A 17665-nucleotide genomic window follows, 5' to 3' on the forward strand; every position below is an offset into this window, starting at 1 on the left:
GGGTCCGGCGTGGCCGACACGAGAGAACGAATCCTCGATGTGGCCATCAGGGTGCTGGGCACGAGCCCCGACGCGGGCATGGGCGAGATCGCTCGGGCCGCCGGCGTGGTCAGGCGCACCGTCTACGGCTACTTCCCCTCCCGCGCCGACCTCGTTCGGGCGCTCACCGAACGCGCCGTGAACGAGATCGCCGCCGTGCTCGCCCGTGGTGACGCGGCCGACGCACCGGCCGACTCGGCGTGGGCCGACTTCATCTCCCGCCTCTGGCCCCTGGTGCACCGCTATCGGGTGCTGGTGGTGCTGCGGCGCGGGGAGTTCGGCGAAGACATCCATGCCCTTCTCGAACCGGTCGAGGATTCGCTGGCCGACCTGGTGCGGCAGGGGCAGGACGACGGGTCCTTCGGCCGGCACCTCCCCGCCGGCATCCTCAGCCAGGTCGCCTGGTCGGCGGTGTTCACCATCGCCGACAGCGACCTGTCGAGTGGGTCAGGGTCCCTCGGGGTCTCGGCTCCGATCGTGACGAGCCTTCTCCTGCTCGGGGTGCCGGAACCACGCGCCCGATCCCTCGCCGAGGCCCGCTCCTGACCTCCGGCGGATCGCGTCCGGTGGCTCAGTCGGCGTGGTCGGCCAGGGGCGTGTGGGCGAGTCGATCAAGCCAGAGACTCAGCAGTTGGTCTTCAGCAGGTTCGAGAACCGCCGGCTGAGGAAGCAGCGCCTTGAGCTGCGAGGCGGCCGACGCCACCGTGATCTCCCCAACGGCCGAGGAGGGTCTCGTGATCGCAGCGAGGATCGCCTCTCGGGCGACTGCGCTGATGCTCAGATCGCGATCGGCGATCGGCGTGTCGAGCAGGGTCAGTGTGACGCCGCGAGCCGCAGCATGGAAGACTGCCGCGGCCAGATCCGGGCTTCCGATCAGTCGACCTGCGCGATCGACGGAGCGGATCTTCTCCGCGAGCATCGCCTGCCCGGCGAGGATCGCCGGGCTCGGGTGCGTGCGCGACTGGGCCACGCGGTAGGCGGCCGGGTGATCCAGACCGAACCGGATCGCGTCATCCCAGCCCCTGCGCAGAGCCTCGACAGGATCGGCAGGAGGCTTCCTCGACCCCTTCTCTCGAACCCATTCCGCCTGCACCTGTTCCGCCGCCGCGTCGAGCAGCCCGAGCTTGTCGCCGAAGAGGCGGTAGATGGCGGGGGCCTGCACGCCGGCGCGGGCCGTCACCGCCCGAGTCGAGACGGCGTCGATGCCGCCGTCGTCGAGAAGTTCGATCGCGGCGCGCAGGATGCGCTCACGGGGAGGAAGTGCGACCTCGGTCATGCTGTCAGATTACCGCAGAGTGTGTTAGCGTCGCTACCAGAATTCCCTCAGGAGTAGTTAGCGTCGATACCAAGGAGTTGATTGTCATGATCGTCGTCAGCGGAGCCACCGGGCGCCTCGGAGGAGCAGTCCTCACCGAGTTGCTCGAGCACCTTCCCGCGAGTGAGGTCGGTGCGAGTACGACACGGCCGGAGGAGTTGGCCCGCTTCTCCGAGGCGGGAGTTCGCGTTCGCCGCGGAGACTTCGACGATCCGGCGTCGCTCGGCCATTCCTTCGATGGAGCGGACCGCGTGCTGCTCGTCTCGGCGCCCCGACACGGGGAGGCCGCCATCGCTGCCCATCGCGTGGCCATCTCGGCTGCGCGCGATGCAGGAGTGGGTCGACTGTTCTACACCAGCCATGTGGGCGCCGACGCACTGTCGCCGTTCCCTCCTGCAGTGACACATGCCGCGACGGAGGTGATGCTCCGCGACAGCGGGATCGCCTTCACCGCCCTGCGAAACGGCTTCTACGCCGACACCCCGCTCCGTCTCGTGCGGAGTGCCGCCGAGTCCGGAGTCCTCCGGGTGCCCGCCGATGCCCCCGTGTCGTGGACGATGCACCGGGATCTCGCACCGGGAATCGCCGCACTTCTCCTGGATCCGGCCATCGACCTCCCCGCGATCAATCTGACCGCCGGCCGGGCGATGGACATGGCGGAGCTGGCCGAAGCGGGCCGGCGGAGCCTCGGCCGAGTCATCCGTCACGAACAGATCAGCGACGAGGACTTCGCGGCCGGCCTCGCGGCAACGGGAGCACCCGCGATCGCCGTCACGATGACACTCGGCATCTTCCTCGCATCACGACAACGTCATCTCGGGATCGTCGATCCCTCGCTCACCGAACTCCTCGATCGACCGACGACGTCACTCGAGGCGGCGATACCGGAAGGCATCGACGTGAGCTGACAGAGAAAGGCAGAAGGCCCTGACTTCACGTCAGGGCCTTCTGCTTACTGGTTGCGGGGACAGGATTTGAACCTGCGACCTCTGGGTTATGAGCCCAGCGAGCTACCGAACTGCTCCACCCCGCGGCGTACCATCAGCTTACCCCATCGACCGGGGCAGCTCGCCGCGGGCGGGCGCGGCACGTCATCCCGAGGGGTTCTCGACCGGCGTGCCGTCGGGACCGGTGCCCTCGTCGGGGTCGATCTCGTCGGGGGTGGGCGTGTTGTCGGGGCGAGGAGTCGTCATACCCGACTCAACCGCCATCGGCCGATTTCCGCAGGCCCTTGACAGCGCGCGGATCGAAGTCGCGCGCCGGATGCGTCGGCACACCCCGCGCTCCGCTATTTTGAGAACGGGGAACGGCGGCGAGCACCAGGGGAAGGCGGGCCGATGTCAGCGAGAGTGGCGGTGGTCGACGATCATCAATTGGTCGCGATCGCGGTGCAGAACCTGATCCAGGCCGCCGACGGGCTCGAGTTCGCCCGGTACGCGACGAGCGTCACCGATCTGGTGCGACCGATGCGCGACGCCGATCTGGTGGTGCTCGACCTCAGTCTGCGCGACGGCACCGACCCGGGCAGCAACGTGCAACGCATCCGCGACTGGGGCGCGGATGTTCTCGTGCTGACCTCCGGCGAAGACCCGTTCCTCGTGCGCGCCGCCTCCCGCGCCGAGGTGCTCGGCATCATGCGCAAGTCGGCTCCGCAGGAGGTGCTCGTGGCCGCGCTGCAGGCCGCCGCCCGCCACGAACTCGTGCCCACCACCGAGTGGGCGTCGGCCCTCGACACCGACCCCCTGCTCGACGGAGCACCGCTGAGCGCCCGCGAACGCGAAGTGCTCGGCCTCTACGCCTCAGGTCTGGGCGCCCGTGACGTGGCCGAACGCCTGTTCATCTCGGAGAACACGGTCAACGACCACCTGCGCCGCATCCGCTCGGTCTACCACCGCCTCGGCCGCCCCGCGGGCACCAAGGTCGAGCTCTACCAGCGCGGCATCGAAGACGGCTTCGTGCCGGCACCCCGTCGGGACTGACTCATGCACGGCATCGGCGCCGGCGAACGATCCGCCCGCCGTATCTTCCTGATCGACGCGGCGATCCTGGTCACCATCGTCGTCCTGGTGCACCTCGCCTTCGTGGCCAAAGACGGGCAGCCACCCTATCCCGCCTGGGCGGTGTGGCTCAACTGGTCGGCCGCGGCCATCACCGTGCTCGGCGGCGTGACCGCACGATGGCTTCCGGATGCCGCAGTGCGCGTCATGGCAGGCCTCGCCACCCTGGCCTACGGGCTCACCCTGGTCACCTTCCCGATCGCCGTTCCGCCCGAGGGCATCGACCGCATCCCCTGGGTGCTGTCCGCCTCCGGCCCGGCCGCGGCGGCAGCCCTCGTGGCCGGCGGCCGCCGCCTGGCCTGGGCGACGGTGATCGCCGGCGTCGCCGCCGGACTCGGCTTCCGGGCGGCCTACGGCGGTCTCGATCTCACGGGCGTCGTCAACGATCTCCAGGCCCTCCTGACGGGCGCGGTGATCTGCGTGCTCGGCGGTCACATCCTCTCCGTCGCCCGCGGTCTGGATGCCGCCGCCGCCACGATGACCGCCGAGGTCGAGCGCGACTCGGCCGCGCGCGGCCGGCTCGCGGCCCGCACCCGGGCGGCGGCGCTGGTGCACGACGAGGTGCTGGCCACCCTGAACCTCGCCGCCTCGACCCTGCCCATCCCCCGCGAGCTCCTGGCGGAGCAGGCCCGCCAGGCATCGTCGATGGTGTCGGAGCTCGTCGGCGAGCAGTCGCACGAGCCCGCCCTGCTGCGGATGGCCTTGGCCGACGAAGCCCGCCGACACGGCGCCGCATTCCAGGCGCGCGTCGACTCCACGCCGGAGGTGGCCGCCGTGAGCCAGGATGCTCTCATCGGTGCCGCCCGCCAGGCTCTCCGCAACAGCCGGCTGCACGCCCCGGGGAGCACGCTCGCCGTGCGATTGCAGGTCGCCGGCGCGGCGATCACGGTGGAGATCGCCGACGACGGACCGGGGTTCGACCCCGCCGCGATCGGCGACGACCGGCTCGGGATCCGGCAGAGCATCCGGGCCCGGATGGAGCGGGTGCCGGGAGGCCGCGCGGAGATCGACTCGGCTCCGGGGCGTGGCACCACGGTGCGCCTCAGTTGCGCGGCCGAGCCGGAACGCGAGCTCGATTCATCCGGAGACCGCGATTCGCTCCGCCACGGACTCACCGCGATCACCGTCGTGTACGTGCTGGTCCAGACCGCCTTCGCGGTGATGGTCTCCGTCGCCGTGCCGGGCTCGTGGCCGATCAACGCGGCCCTTCTCACGACGGCCCTCGTGGCCGCGGAGGTGCTGCGCCGGTCGCCCACGCGCGTCCCCTCCCCCCGCCGAACCGGCGCCGCGATCGCTCTCGCGTTCGGCGGACTCATCGCCGGCGTGCTGAGCCTGCCGTTCAGCTACGGCGCGATGTGGTTCGTCGTGGCGTTCGCCTTCGTGTTCCTGGCGCTCGCCCTGCGGCACCGCGTGCGGGCCGCCCTGATCTGCGGCGCAGCGACCGTGACTCTGCTCATCGGGGCCGGAATCGTCGTGGGCGCCGCCCCGGGCGAGATCGTGCAGGTGACGAGCCGGCTCGTCGTGCTGATCGCGCTCGGGTCGGCCCTGTTCGTGGTGGTCGAGCGGATGCAACGTCGCATCGAGGTGCTGCACCGGGAGACGGTGGCGGCGGCAGAGCGGCAGAGCTGGACGCGGGCAGCACGGTCCGAGCTCACGGAGCGGGTGGCAGACCTCGGACGCACCGTCGTACCCCTGCTCGAACGCATCGCAGACGGTCGCGAGATCACCGTCGGGGAACGCCGGGAGTACGCCGCGTGGGAGGGCGAACTGCGTGACGGTCTCCGGGCGGGAGCGCTCGCCCGCGAACCCCTCGTGTCGGTGGTCGCGGCCGCCCGCGACCGCGGCGTCGATGTGGTGCTGCTCGACGACAGCACCGGCAGCCTGCCCGAGCACCTCGCCGACGACATCCTCGTGTGGATGGCGGAGTCGATCGCGGATGCCCGCGACCGAGCCGTGGGCAGGCTTCTGCCTCCCGGCCGGGAGACATGCGCGAGCGTGACGGTCGACGGCCGTCACGTCGAATTCGGGCTGAGTGCTCCCGATACCGGTGTCGCTCAGGGAGCGGTGAGCAGCTTCCACGGCGAGTAGTCGTGGTCGAGCACCGACCGATCGGGCTGCTTGCCCTGCGACCACCAGCGCGCCTCGTAGCCCGTGCCCTCGTACATCACCCGGTCGCCTTGGTCGTAGAGCGCCGTCGGCGACCATTCCGGGTACGTGCCCGGTGCCAGCTGCGGGAGGGAGAAGGGCACGTCGCTCGCCAGCACGGGTCCGAGATAGGTCCAGGCCGATCCGGCGGTGTCGAGCCGCGGGTCGTCAGGCTCTGCGCCATCTTCGTTCCACCACTTGGAGACGTAGACGGAGCCCTGCCACACGACCTTCACCCCCGCCGAGTAGTAGGTCTGAGACGACCAGATCGGGTAGGGGCTCGTGGCCGCGTCGTCGGCGATCTCGACGGCGTCGGCCTCGTCGGGGGCAGGGCGGCCCGAGGGCGTGCCGGTGTACCCCTCGCCGAGGACTGAGGCGAAGCTCTGCCCGGCCTGCTCGATGCCGCTGCACGAGGTCGAGACCCGGTCGAGGTTCGGATAGTTGCTCCCGCAGGTCTGGTCGCGGTTCAGCGACCACATCGACAACCGCGCCATCCCCTTCTCGGTGGCGAACGCGTTGAGTGCGGTCGCATCGTCGAGGGTGAACACCTCGCCCTTCACATCGTTGACGCCGATCATGGGCGTGGCGCCCATCATCGCCCACACCCCGCCCGCGGGCAGAGGGCGGCCGAGCCGGCCCCAGAGATCCTGCAACTGCGACGCGGTCGCGGTGAGCGCATCGATGGAGAGGGTCGACATCGATGTGCTCACCGCGTCGTCGGCGCCGTAGTTCATCGTCATCGCGTTGACACCGGTCAGGTCGACCCCGGCGTCGAGGAACGCCTCGACCTGGGCGAGACCGTCGTCGGTCAGGCCCGACGGCGCGACCGGGAGGGTGAGCCACACGTCGAGGGCGCCGCCGTCGGCGACGCGCTCCTGCTGCAGCGCGGCCACGGCCTCGGCCCGGCGCTCGCGGGCGGCCTCATCGGTGAGCATGTCGCCTTCGATGTCGAGGTCCATCACGTCGATGCCGTAGCGGTCCATGACGGTGCGGTAGGCGTCGGTGAGGGCGGGCACCGTGCTGCAGGCCGAGGCGAGCTCGGTGTTGATGACTCCGCCGAACGAGACCGACAGAGGCACGCCGGCCTGCTTCAGCCGCTCCACCCGCCGGTCGAGCTCGAACGTCTTCGCGGAGTCGTCGAGCGTGTACGCCTTGCCCCAGGTGGGGGTGCAGTCGTCATCGGCGGCCGCCACCACGAAGGCGAGCACACCGCCCCCTGCCGAGTCGCCGAGCGGGCTTCGCGCCAGCTGCTCGCCGGATTCCAGCGTGACGTCGTAGTAGCTCGCGAACCAGCGGGCGTCCGTCGGCGCTCCGGATGTCGCATCCGACACCGCGGGCAGCACCGCCGCCGCAGCCACGGAGCCCGCGACGGCGAGCACCCCGACGACGGTCACGGCGATCCGGCCCACGGAGAGCCGCCGCCCGGCGAACCGCGACGATGCCCGGGCGTAGACGGGGCTCATCGTGCGACCCCCAGGCCTTCGAGCGGGCCGTCGTCGAGCACGACGGCCCAGCGCGGAGCGAGCGACGCGGCCGGCTGCACCGCCTCCGGCACATCGACCCAGATCCAGTTCAGCCAGCCGAGCCAGACATCGCCGAGGGCGTGGCCGAGGCCGAGCAGCCGCGCGATCCCCCACGCCGCAGCGAGGGCCGTGAAGGCGGCGAAGGCCGTGGTGCCCCAGGCGCCGTCGAAGCCCGCGCGCACGGCGATCACCGTCGCACCCGCCACGATCGCGATCGGGGCCAGAACGTAGAGCGCGGGGGCGGGAGTGCGTGTGTTCACCTTGGGCGTGCGCACGAAGCGGGCCTTGCGGCCGGTGAGGGCCTGCACCACGGAGGCGACCGAGCCGGCCAGGTTCACGGCGAGCAGCAGCAGGTTGAGGCCGTAGATGCCGATCATGTCGCGGCGCCTGTACCCGAGATAGCGCAGGTCGGAGGCCATCTCGATGAAGTACGGTACCGCGATCAGGAGCAGCAGCAGGGTGACGAGCTGACCGTTCAGGGGGTAGAGGGTGAGCACGGCGAGGAGGCCGAGGGTCACCCAGGTGATCGAGCCGAGATAGTTGAGGCGGAGCAGCCGCTCCCCCCAGCCCATCGGGTCGCCCCCGCGGCGGCGGCGCCCGATCAGCTCGTGCAGTCGCGGCAGGATGAGCAGCCCGCCATCCGCCCAGCGCCGGCGCTGGATGACGAGGGATCCGAAGTCGGGGGGCGTGGCGCTGTAGCTGAGACGTTCGGGGTAGTTGAACAACGACCAGCCGTGCAGCGCGATGTCGAGACTCGACTCGGTGTCTTCGATCGCCGTGCGATCGGAGATGAAGCGCACGATGCGGTGGCCGCCCTCGATGCTCTCCCGGCGGATGTCCTCGAGCGCGCTGCGCCGCAGGATGGCGTTCGCCCCCACCCAGAACGTGGCGTCGAAGGCGGTGAGGCCCTGGTGCACGATGTGCTGCAGATCGGTGGTGGCGCCGGCCAGGCGCTCGAGCCGGCTCGGCGCCCCACGGTACGCCGAGTAGGGCGTCTGGGCCACGGCAACTCGCGAGTTCTCGGGCTGCTCGAGCACGTGCACGAGCCGGAGGCAGTACTCGGGCAGCAGCATCGAGTCGGCGTCGAGGGTGAGCACGTAGTCGGCATCCGGAACCGACCTGCCCAGCAGACCGAGGTAGCTGTTGAGGTTCATGGCCTTGTTGGGGGCATGCGAGAGCTCGGGGTGGAGCTTGCGCTCGAACACATCGATCTCGACCCCGAAGATGTTCACGAGTCGAGCCATGACCTGCCGGGCGCGAGCCACCGTCAGCGGTTCCTCCCCCTTCTCGAGCACCTCGTGCAGGGCCGACGCCGTCTCGTCGAGGTCGGCGGCGAGCCGCTGCAGCACCTGATCGCGGAAGAAGGCGTCCACGTGGGTGCGGTCGGGTGCGATGGAGGCCCGAGCACGCAGCCACTGCGCGGCGGCGGCGTGTTCGCGCATCACGATCTCGGTCGCCTCGACGGCGCCCAGCTCGTTCGAGCCGACGGATGCGGCAGCCCTCTCCACGCGGGTGCGCACCGGGCGCAGCTCGGCCATGATCTCGTCGGGCAGCCGCCGGCTCTCCTCGAGCGAGCGCTGATCCGCGGGGTCGGACGGATGCGGGTCGTCATCGAGCAACAGCACCACCCGGAGACCGGGGTACTCCTGCAGGGCCACCGACCAGAGCGACATGCGCACGAGCGCCGGATCCTCCGACCGGGAGGGAAGGAGAGCCACCAGGGCGGGCTGCCGCTCGGCGAACTGCTCGTCGAGTGCGATGCGCCGGGCACGGCGGTGCTGGGCGAACCGCGGGAGCGCTCCGGCGCGCGCGATCAGGTACATGCACGCCGAGAGGGTGAGGAAGGTCACCGAGACGAGGAAAACGATGGTCGTGAGCAACTGTCCGGCGTCGGCCAGGGCAGCGCCACGGGCGAGGGTGACGACGATGGTCACCACATAGAGCAGCCAGACCACCACGCAGAGCGCGGGGGCCAGGCGGGCGCGGGCGATCCGGAAGGCCGAGGGCACGGGATGCAGAGCCGGCTGAGGGCTCGTGCTCCTGTCGGTTCCGCGCTGGCGGCGTGGGGACGCTGCCACGTCGCGGTCGCCGGCGGGCGGCCGCCTCCGCGTCGTGGTCTCATCGTCGATCGCACTCATGGTGGTTCCCTTCGGGCAGAGCTCCCCCCGGGTCTGCATCGGGCGCTCGCCTCCAGAATGGCCTGAGGGTGCCGGTCGCCGCGGGCGCCACAGCCACCAGAATCGGTGGTTCTCGCTGAGCCCTTAACGAGCAAATCCGGTTCAGCTGAAACTGAACCGGATTCTCGTGCCCTTCAGAAATAGATTCTGATCGGGACTTTCTGTTGCGGGGACAGGATTTGAACCTGCGACCTCTGGGTTATGAGCCCAGCGAGCTACCGAACTGCTCCACCCCGCGGCACAAGAATTTACTCTATCACGGGTTCGGGCATCTGAAACACACGACGGCGACACCGCCCGGTCGCCTCGTCACGCTGAGACGGCCGGGCGGCACCCGTTAGTTCGAAGCGGCGATCGCCTGAGCGATGGCATCCTTCAGACGCTGGTCGGCCTCGCCGTACGCGGTCCAGTCACCCGAGGCCATGGCCGCGTCGCGATCGGTGAGGGCCTGCTGGGCCGCCGCGAGGGCCGCGACCACTGCCGGGTCTCCGGTGGGAACAACCGTGCCTGAGCCGGTGCCGGTATCCGTTCCGGTTCCCGGATCGGTCGTTCCTGTTCCGCCCGTGGTGCCGCCGTTGTCGACCGGCTGCACGCCGCCATCGCCGGCCTGGGCACCGGAGTCGCCGCCGAACAGGGCGTCGAGTGCACCGTCGAGGGTGCTCTCGAACGCGATCTTGTTACCGAACGAAACGAGCACGCGCTGCAGCAACGGGAAGCTCGTCTCACCGCGCGATTGCACATAGACCGGCTGCACGTAGAGCAGACCGCCGCCCACCGGCAGGGTCAGCAGGTTACCGCTGATCACCTGGCTCTCACCCTGTCGCAGGATGTTCAGCGCCGCCGAGACCGACGGGTCGGACGAGAAGCTGTTCTGCACCTGGCCGGGCCCGGGTATCGTGTCGTCCTTCGGCAGGGTGAGCAGTCTCAACTTGCCGTAGTCGGCAGACTTCTCCCCCGCATCCGCACCCGCGTTCGCGTCGACGGCGAGATAGCCGGTGAGCACGTTGCGCGACGACTCGCCCTGTTGCGACAGCGGGATGAACGTCGAGTAGAGCGAATACGACGGATTGTCTTGCGTCGGCATCTGCAGCGTGAGGTAGTAGGGCGGCTGCAGCGTGGGGTTGGTCGACGACGAGGTGGGGTCGTTCGGCGTGGTCCACGCGTCTTCCTGCGAGTAGAACGAGCCGGAGTCGGTGACGTGGTAGGTGCCCAGGATGGAACGCTGCACCTTGAAGAGGTCGGCCGGGTAGCGTACGTGGCTCATCAGCTCGCCGCTCATCTCGCTGATCGGCTTGACCGTGGCGGGGTAGATCTTCTCCCAGGTCTGCAGGATCGGGTCTTGGTCGTCCCACGCGTAGAGCGTGACCTTACCGTCGTAGGCGTCGACCGTGGCCTTCACCGAGTTGCGGATGTAGTTGATGTCGTCGACCGGGTACGCCGGGGCCGGCGTGTAGGTGTCGGCGATGGTCTGCTTGAGCGACTGCACCTTCGAGTAGGGGTAGTTCGACGACGTGGTGTAGCCGTCGACGATCCACACCACTCTGCCGTCGACCACCGAGGGGTAGGGGTCGGAGTCGATGGTGAGGTACGGCGCGACCTTCGACACGCGCTGCGCGGGGTCGCGGTCGTAGAGGATCTGCGAGTCGTCGTTCACCGCATCGGAGAGGAAGATCTGCTCCGACTGGAACTTCAGCGCGTAGACGAGGCGCTTGAACACGTTGTCGAGCTTCGGCCCGCCGTCGCCCTCGAACGTGGTGTAGGTCTGGGAGGCGCCGTCTTCGCCCGACGGGTAGTCGAGCTCGATGTTCGAGGAGCCCTCGGGCCCGCCCACGATCGAGTACGGCGGCGAGTTCTCGCCGAAGTAGATGCGAGGCTCGAAGTCGCCGAGCGAACCCACCGAGGGGATGCCCGACTCGAGGAACACGGGCTGACCGTCGGCCGATCGCTGGTTGCCGTAGGCGGCGACCACGCCGTAGCCGTGGGTGTAGACCACGGTCTGGTTGTACCAGGTGGCCGAGGAGCCGAGCGCGTCGATGTTGATGTCTCGCACGGTGACCACCGCATCCTGAACCTGGCCGTCGATGGTGTACCGGTCGACGTCGAGGTGGTCGGGGAACTGGTAGTACTGCCGGAACTGCTGCAGCTGCTGGAACGACTTCGTGACCAGCGCGGGGTCGAGGATGCGGATGTTCGCCGTCGTCGCGGCGTCGTTGCGCAGGGCACCCGGCTCGGCCGTGGTGGTGGCCTGGTAGGGCGTCTCCTCGACGTCGGCCACCCCGTAGGCATCCCGCGTCATGTCGATGTTGCGCTGGATGTACTCGGCTTCGAGCGTGCGCTCGGACGGGTCGACCTGGAATCGCTGCACGACCCAGGGCGCGAGCGAACCCAGGATGAGGGCGCTGACGATGAGCAGCGCGGTGCCGATGATGGGCAGGCGCCAGCGGCCGATGACGGCCGCCACGATGAAGAGCACGGCCACGATGGCCGCGATGCCCGCGAGGATCTGCAGGCCCGGGATGGTGGCGTTCACATCGGAGTACGACGCACCCGTGATGATGCCCGAGCTGTTGGCGAGCGTGGCGTACTGGTCGAGCCAGATGCTCACGGCCTGCAGCAGGAGGTAGAGCGCCGCGGTGACGGCCATCTGGATGCGCGCGATCTTCGAGATGCGAACCTCGCGCTGCGAGAAGCGGATGGCGCCGTAGAGGTAGCTCGTGGCGATGCCCGCCAGACCCGCGACGATGACCACGGCCGAGGCGAAGCCCACGACCCCCTGCCAGAACGGCAGATCGTAGATGTAGAACGAGATGTCGAGGTTGAACTGCGGGTCGGTCTGGCCGAACGAGGTGCGGTTGAGGTACTGCAGCGTGAGCTGCCAGCGCGAGGCCGTGGCCACACCGGCGAAGAGGCCGAGCACCGCGGGCACCCCGAAGGTGGCGAGGCGGCGGAGCGGCTCGATCACCTGCTGGTAGCGGTCGAGCTGGGAGTTGAGCTTCGCGTACACGGGTCGCCGGCGGAAGGCGATCTCGATGGAGGCCCACACGGGAAGGGCCATGGCGAAGAAGCCGATGAAGAACATCACCGCACCGGCCAGCCACTGCGTGGTGAGCACGCTGAGGAAACCGAGCTGGTCGTACCAGAGGATCTCGGTGTAGAGAGTGGAGAAGACGAAGAAGAGTATGGCGAGCACGACCACGATCGCGATGGCGATCGCGAGAGTGACTCTCGAACGTCGTGCGGGCTTCTCTGCTGTTTGGGAAGTCACGTGTGCCTCTGCGTTTGTGCTGCGGTGCTCGCGGGTCGATGTCCACCACGCTGTGCGATGTCCATCAATCTTAGACAACGCAATCCTACGGACGGGCGGCTGTGAGCCCGCTGGTGGATAACCTCGACGCGGATCGGAAGGTGGACGGATGTCGGTACTCGTGTTCCGCAATGGCTCGATCGGGATCGGAGCCGCCGCACCGCGGGCCCTGGCGGTCGAGGGCGGTCTCATCGCCGCGCTCGGCGACGACGCGGAGGAGCGGGCGAACACCGCGGACGAGGTGGTCGACCTCGAGGGCGGAGTGCTCCTCCCCTCCTTCGGCGACGGCCACGCGCATCCGTTGAACGGCGGCCTCGACACGTGGCTGGCGGATCTGCAGGGGGCGGCCTCGATCAGCGAGGTGCAGGAGCGGGTGCGCGCCTGGGCCGAGGAGCATCCGCTGGAGCCCTGGGTGCGCGGCGACGGATACGACCCGACTCTCGCTCCGGAGGGCGTGTTCCTGGCGGAGTGGCTCGACGAGGTGTGCGCCGACCGGCCGGTGTGGCTGCGCGCATCCGATTTCCACACCGCCTGGGTCAACACGCGTGCCCTGGAGGCGGCGGGGATCGACCGCGACACCCAGGAGCCGCCCGATGGGGAGATCGTGCGCGACCGGAGTCGCGTGCCAGTGGGCACCCTGCGGGAGTGGGGTGCCTGGCGCCTGGTGGAGCGGGCCGCGCCCCCGATCCCGGCGGCCACATCGGTTCAGGCGATATCGGCCGCCACCACGCGCCTGGCCGCGGCGGGCATCACCTGGGTGCAGGACGCCTGGGTCGAGCCGGATGCCCTGAGCGCGTGGGCCACCGCGGCCGAGACGGGTCGCGCCGCGATCCGCGCGAATCTCGCCTTCCTCGCCTCACCCGCGAGCTGGCGGCGTGATCTCGACGCCGCGCGGTCGGGCCGGGCAGAGCTGCGCCGCCGCGCACCGGGCCGCGTGACCGGCCACACCGTGAAGTTCTTCGCCGACGGCGTGATCGAGGCGGGAACGGGCGCGGTCATCGAGCCGTACGTCGGATGCGCGCACAGCCGCGGCATGCCGAACTGGGATGCCGGCGAGCTCGCCCGTGCCGTGTGCGCGTTCGATGGCCATGGCTTCCAGGTGCACATCCATGCGATCGGGGATGCGGGCGTGCGGGCGGCGCTCGACGCCGTCGAGTACGCGGAGCGGCAGAACGGCGCGCGCGACCGTCGCCCGGTCATCGCTCACGCCCAGCTGATCGACCCGGTGGACATCCCGCGGTTCGCCCGGCTCGGGGTGGTCGCGAACGTGCAGCCGCTCTGGGCCTGCGCCGACTCCGTGATGACCGAGCTGACGCTCCCTCGGCTCGGGGAACGCCGGGGCCGCGCCCAGTATCCGTTCGCCACGCTCGCCCGCACCGCCAGGATCTCCTTCGGTTCGGACTGGCCGGTCTCGTCGTTCGAGCCCTGGGCGGCGATCGCGGTGGCGATCAGCCGGCAGGTGCCCGGGGAGTGGGCGGCGTCCTGGGTGCCTGCGGAGCGGTTGACCCTGGAGGAGGCGATCCAGGCCTACACGAGCGGGGTCGCCTACCAGGCCTTCGAGGAGAGCCTCTGGGGCGACCTGACGGTGGGGGCGCGCGCTGACCTGATGGCGCTGCCCGTCGACCCGTCGACCCTGGCGGTGCCCGAGCTCGCGCGCCTCGCACCGAGCGGCGTCTGGATCGAGGGCGCCCGCCTGCGGTAGTGGGACGCCCTCTCCCGGATGAAGTCCTACTCGCTCTGCGCGGGGGTCGACTGCACGGCGTCGCAGGTGGTGAGCGCCGAGGTGTCGCCGCCGCTCGCGATCGTGTCGAGTGCGGTGATCGAGTCGCTGAGCGTGGAGACCGCGAACACCGTGATGCCGTCGGGCACGTGGCCGACGACCTCGTCGCAGTTCGAGGCGGGGGCGAGGAACCAGGTGGCCCCCGCATCCCGCGCCCCGTACATCTTCTGCCGGATTCCGCCGATGGGTCCGACGTCGCCCGCGGCATCGATCGTGCCCGTTCCGGCCACGTTCTGGCCTCCGTTGAGCTCGCCCGGGGTGAGCATGTCGATGATGCCGAGCGCGAACATCATGCCGGCGCTCGGGCCCCCCACGTCGTTGAGCTGGATCTCGACGTCGAACGGGAAGTCGTAGCTGTAGCCCACGCTCACACCGAGAGCGGGGGCGCCCGTCTGGGCCGAGATCGTGGGGGTGATCGAGAACGTCTGCTCGGAGGTGCTGCCGTCGTCGGCGGTGCGGCGGACGACGAGGGTGGCCGGGGCATCCGTTCCGTTGGCGGCGAGCGCCGCTCTCAGCGAGTCGACGTCGGAGGGCGTCTCGCCGTTCACCGAGAGGATGACGTCACCGGCCTGCAGGGAATCCGCCGCGGGGCCCGACGGGTCGACACCGGCGACGGTGACGTTGGTGCCGAAGGCGATCCCCTGTTCGGTGAGGGCGGCGGCCACGGCCTCCTGCTGGCTGTCGACCATGAGGGTGGCGTTCTGCTGGTCGCGCTGCTCGGTGGTGACGCTCGGCGGATACACCTGGTCGATGGGCAGCACGGCCTTGCTGGAGTCGAACCAGGCCGAGACCACCTCGGCCCAGGAGGGCCGGTTCTCGCGGTTGCCGCGCACGGAGACCGTGAGCATGTCGAGGGTTCCGGCCGTGGGGTAGGTCTCGGCGCCCGTGATCGCGATGAGCGGCACATCCTCACCGTCCTGCTGCTGCGTGCCGAGGGTGTTGAAGACCGGACCGGGCTGCTCGATGACGTAGGGCGCCGGCAGGAAGCTCATCACGAGGCCCAGAACGAGGGCGGAGACGAGAAGGGTCCAGCCGGTGCGCACGCGGCGGGAGGTGCGCGGGCGCCCGTCCTCGGGTTCGAACAGGCTCACGGGATCCTCTCGCTCGGGCGTCGGTGCGTGGTCGTGTGTGTTCGCCACGGGCGCACGACCGAGCGCTCAAGCTTATGCGAAAACCCAGCCTGGGCGGCGGGCCAGGAGTTAGCGTAGAAACACTATCTGACAGCCCGCATGGAACTTCCGGGGAGCCTCCCGCTCCGCCACGCGCGCTGCCGACGAAGGAGACATGGTGAGCGACGAGCACCGCGACCAGCCCGAGGACGAGTTCCGCGACATGCTGAACGCATTCCTCTCGGGGAATTCCGACATCGATCCATCGAAGCTCGCGAGCGCCGCCGGGCTGCCCTCCGATCCGGCCGCCGTGTCGCAGCTCATGCAGCAGCTGCAGAACGCGATGCAGGCCTCCGGAGACGGGGTGAGCTGGGATGCGGCCCGCCAGAAGGCGGAGGAGATCGCCGGCCAGGGCAGCCTCGGCATCACCGACGAGACCCGCGCCGCGCTCGACCAGGCTCTGCACATCGCGTCGATGTGGCTCGACGAGGTCACCGCGCTCACCGACTCCGCGGTCGCCCCGCGCCTGCTCACCCGCGCCGAGTGGGCCACCGCCACGGTGCCCGTGTGGACGCAGCTGGCCGAACCCGTGGCGGTCAGCATCTCGGATGCCCTCACCGACGTTCTGCGCGACCAGGCACCCGAGGAGATGGCCGGCATGATCGCCGGCGCCTCGCAGCTCATGCGCAACCTGGGCGGCACGCTCTTCGCGATGCAGCTCGGGCAGATCGTGGGGCAGCTCTCCCGCGAGGTGGTGTCGGGCGGTGACGTCGGCATCCCGCTGCTCGAAGAGGGGCAGGCGGCGCTCGTGCCGCAGAACGTGGCCGAGTTCGGCGACGGCCTCGACATCCCGGTCTCGGAGGTGCAGCTCTATCTGGCCATCCGCGAGTTGGCACACGCTCGGCTGTTCCGGCACGCGCGCTGGCTGCGGTTGCATCTCATCTCGTCGATCACCGAGTTCGCGAAGGGCATCTCGATCGACACCTCGCGGCTCGAAGAGCTCGCCGAGAGTTTCGACCCGTCGAATCCCGAAGAGCTGCGCAACGCCATGGCGAGCGGTGCTCTCATCCCGCCGAAGACGGAGCAGCAGGAGCACGCACTCGCGCGACTCGAGACCACGCTCGCGCTCATCGAGGGCTGGGTCGACGTCGTGACGGCGCAGGCATCGAGCCGGCTGCCGCGCTGGAACGCGATCGCCGAGACCGTCCGCCGCCGCCGGGCCACCGGCGGGCCGGCCGAGTCGGCGTTCGGTGCGCTCATCGGCCTCGAACTGCGGCCGCGGCGCCTCCGCGACGCCGCGGCGCTCTGGCAGGCCGTCACGGATGCCGTGGGTCAGGATCAGCGCGACGAGCTGTGGTCGCACCCCGACGTGGTGCCCACCTCGACCGACCTCGACGACCCCGCCGCGTTCGTGGCCCGGCTGCAGGCAGGAGCCCCAGAGCCCGACGAGATGGACCAGGCGCTCGACGAACTGCTGCGCGAGGAAGCCGCGAAGAACGACGACGAGCAGCCGCCCGCACCCTAGGGGCACGGCGTCGACGCGTGGCGCTGCCCTGGCACCGGGCAGGCGGGCGGAGATCAGCACCTCTCGCGCCAAGCTCGGCCGTATCAGGCGAGCTTCGCGTCAGGGGTGCGGATGTCGCATCCGATCGTGGTGGGTCGGCGCACGGCTGCCGTCGGCGCGGGCCGAAGCGCAGGTGGAGATCTGCGACTCTGGCGCCAAGTTCGGCCGTCTTCGGCGAGCTTCGTACCAGGAGTGGGGATGTCCCACCTGGTCGCCAGCGGTCAGTGCGCGGTGACAGGCTCGGGTTTGTAGGGCGCCCAGGCCGGTTCGCGAAGGGCCGGGCAGTGCTCGGGGGTCGGGTGGTTGGCCAGATCGATGACGCGGTCGAGCGCATCGCGGGCGGAGGCAAGGTCGGCCATCGCCGCCGTGATGCGGTCGCGCTCGGCGGCGAGCAGCTCGAAGGCCTCGGGTGACCCGTGGCCGGTGTCGATGCAGGGCAGCAGCCGCAGGATGCTGCGGCTCGGCAGGCCGGCGGTGAACAGCTGCTGGATGAGCTGCACCCGCTCCACGGCCGCGTCGGGATAGACGCGCTGACCACTCGGGGTGCGCTCCGAGGTGAGCAGGCCCTGCTCTTCGTAGTAGCGGAGCGCCCGCGGGCTGACCCCGGCTCGCTGTGCGACGTCGCCGATGCGCATCCGATTCCCTGCCCTCC

Annotated in this window: 12 protein-coding genes and 2 tRNA genes; 6 read left to right on the forward strand and 8 right to left on the reverse strand. The window is 70.0% G+C overall.

What is annotated here, in order from left to right:
* The first annotated feature begins 9 nt into the window (after positions 1-9).
* Positions 10-585, forward strand: a complete 576-nt coding sequence (locus EPO52_RS02680) for a TetR/AcrR family transcriptional regulator (protein WP_290801521.1) — start codon at positions 10-12, stop codon at positions 583-585.
* A 25-nt stretch (positions 586-610) separates the two neighbouring features.
* Here the strand turns inward: EPO52_RS02680 and EPO52_RS02685 are convergent, their stop codons facing one another.
* On the reverse strand, positions 611-1315 hold the full coding sequence (locus EPO52_RS02685; RefSeq protein WP_290801523.1) for a TetR/AcrR family transcriptional regulator: 705 nt from the start codon (positions 1313-1315) through the stop codon (positions 611-613).
* A gap of 86 nt (positions 1316-1401) precedes the next feature.
* On the opposite strand from EPO52_RS02685, the gene EPO52_RS02690 reads away from it, so the two are divergent.
* The gene (locus EPO52_RS02690) at positions 1402-2262 is read left to right on the forward strand and encodes an NAD(P)H-binding protein (RefSeq protein ID WP_290801525.1); all 861 of its coding nucleotides are present in this window, start codon (positions 1402-1404) and stop codon (positions 2260-2262) included.
* Between the two features lie 48 nt (positions 2263-2310).
* On the opposite strand, the gene EPO52_RS02695 is transcribed toward EPO52_RS02690, so the two are convergent.
* A tRNA-Met gene (locus EPO52_RS02695) sits at positions 2311-2387 on the reverse strand.
* A gap of 304 nt (positions 2388-2691) precedes the next feature.
* Here EPO52_RS02695 and EPO52_RS02700 point away from each other — a divergent pair.
* Together EPO52_RS02700 and EPO52_RS02705 are read left to right on the forward strand one after the other, a co-directional pair.
* Complete coding sequence (locus tag EPO52_RS02700; RefSeq protein ID WP_290801528.1) at positions 2692-3333, forward strand: response regulator transcription factor; 642 nt, start codon at positions 2692-2694, stop codon at positions 3331-3333.
* A gap of 3 nt (positions 3334-3336) precedes the next feature.
* On the forward strand, positions 3337-5499 hold the full coding sequence (locus EPO52_RS02705; protein ID WP_290801531.1) for a hypothetical protein: 2163 nt from the start codon (positions 3337-3339) through the stop codon (positions 5497-5499).
* Here the strand turns inward: EPO52_RS02705 and EPO52_RS02710 are convergent.
* From EPO52_RS02710 to EPO52_RS02725, 4 genes are all read right to left on the reverse strand, one after another.
* On the reverse strand, positions 5466-7019 hold the full coding sequence (locus EPO52_RS02710; RefSeq protein ID WP_290801533.1) for a carbohydrate-binding protein: 1554 nt from the start codon (positions 7017-7019) through the stop codon (positions 5466-5468). The two genes, EPO52_RS02705 and EPO52_RS02710, sit on opposite strands and share 34 nt — an antisense overlap.
* The gene (locus EPO52_RS02715) at positions 7016-9217 is read right to left on the reverse strand and encodes a glycosyltransferase family 2 protein (RefSeq protein WP_290801536.1); all 2202 of its coding nucleotides are present in this window, start codon (positions 9215-9217) and stop codon (positions 7016-7018) included. The genes EPO52_RS02710 and EPO52_RS02715 overlap by 4 nt, the downstream gene beginning before the upstream one ends.
* A 203-nt stretch (positions 9218-9420) precedes the next feature.
* Positions 9421-9494: transfer RNA gene (locus tag EPO52_RS02720), tRNA-Met, on the reverse strand.
* A gap of 99 nt (positions 9495-9593) precedes the next feature.
* A complete protein-coding gene (locus tag EPO52_RS02725; RefSeq protein ID WP_290801539.1) occupies positions 9594-12521 on the reverse strand; it encodes a UPF0182 family protein in 2928 nt (975 codons plus the stop codon).
* 148 nt (positions 12522-12669) lie between these two features.
* Here EPO52_RS02725 and EPO52_RS02730 point away from each other — a divergent pair, with 148 nt between their 5' ends.
* Positions 12670-14262 carry an amidohydrolase gene (locus EPO52_RS02730; RefSeq protein ID WP_290801541.1) on the forward strand — a complete coding sequence of 531 codons (1593 nt, stop codon included), beginning with the start codon at positions 12670-12672 and terminating at the stop codon, positions 14260-14262.
* A 26-nt stretch (positions 14263-14288) separates the two neighbouring features.
* Here EPO52_RS02730 and EPO52_RS02735 read toward each other — a convergent pair whose 3' ends face one another.
* Positions 14289-15431: a PDZ domain-containing protein gene (locus tag EPO52_RS02735; protein WP_290801543.1), complete on the reverse strand. Its 1143-nt coding sequence runs from the start codon at positions 15429-15431 to the stop codon at positions 14289-14291.
* Between the two features lie 193 nt (positions 15432-15624).
* Between EPO52_RS02735 and EPO52_RS02740 the strand changes: the two genes are divergently transcribed.
* The gene (locus EPO52_RS02740) at positions 15625-16974 is read left to right on the forward strand and encodes a zinc-dependent metalloprotease (protein ID WP_290801546.1); all 1350 of its coding nucleotides are present in this window, start codon (positions 15625-15627) and stop codon (positions 16972-16974) included.
* 260 nt (positions 16975-17234) lie between these two features.
* Here EPO52_RS02740 and EPO52_RS02745 read toward each other — a convergent pair whose 3' ends face one another.
* On the reverse strand, positions 17235-17648 hold the full coding sequence (locus tag EPO52_RS02745) for a MerR family transcriptional regulator (protein ID WP_290801548.1): 414 nt from the start codon (positions 17646-17648) through the stop codon (positions 17235-17237).
* Positions 17649-17665: the final 17 nt, after the last annotated feature.

Origin of the sequence: Herbiconiux sp., assembly GCF_004297105.1 — a bacterium.
GTDB lineage: Bacteria > Actinomycetota > Actinomycetes > Actinomycetales > Microbacteriaceae > Herbiconiux.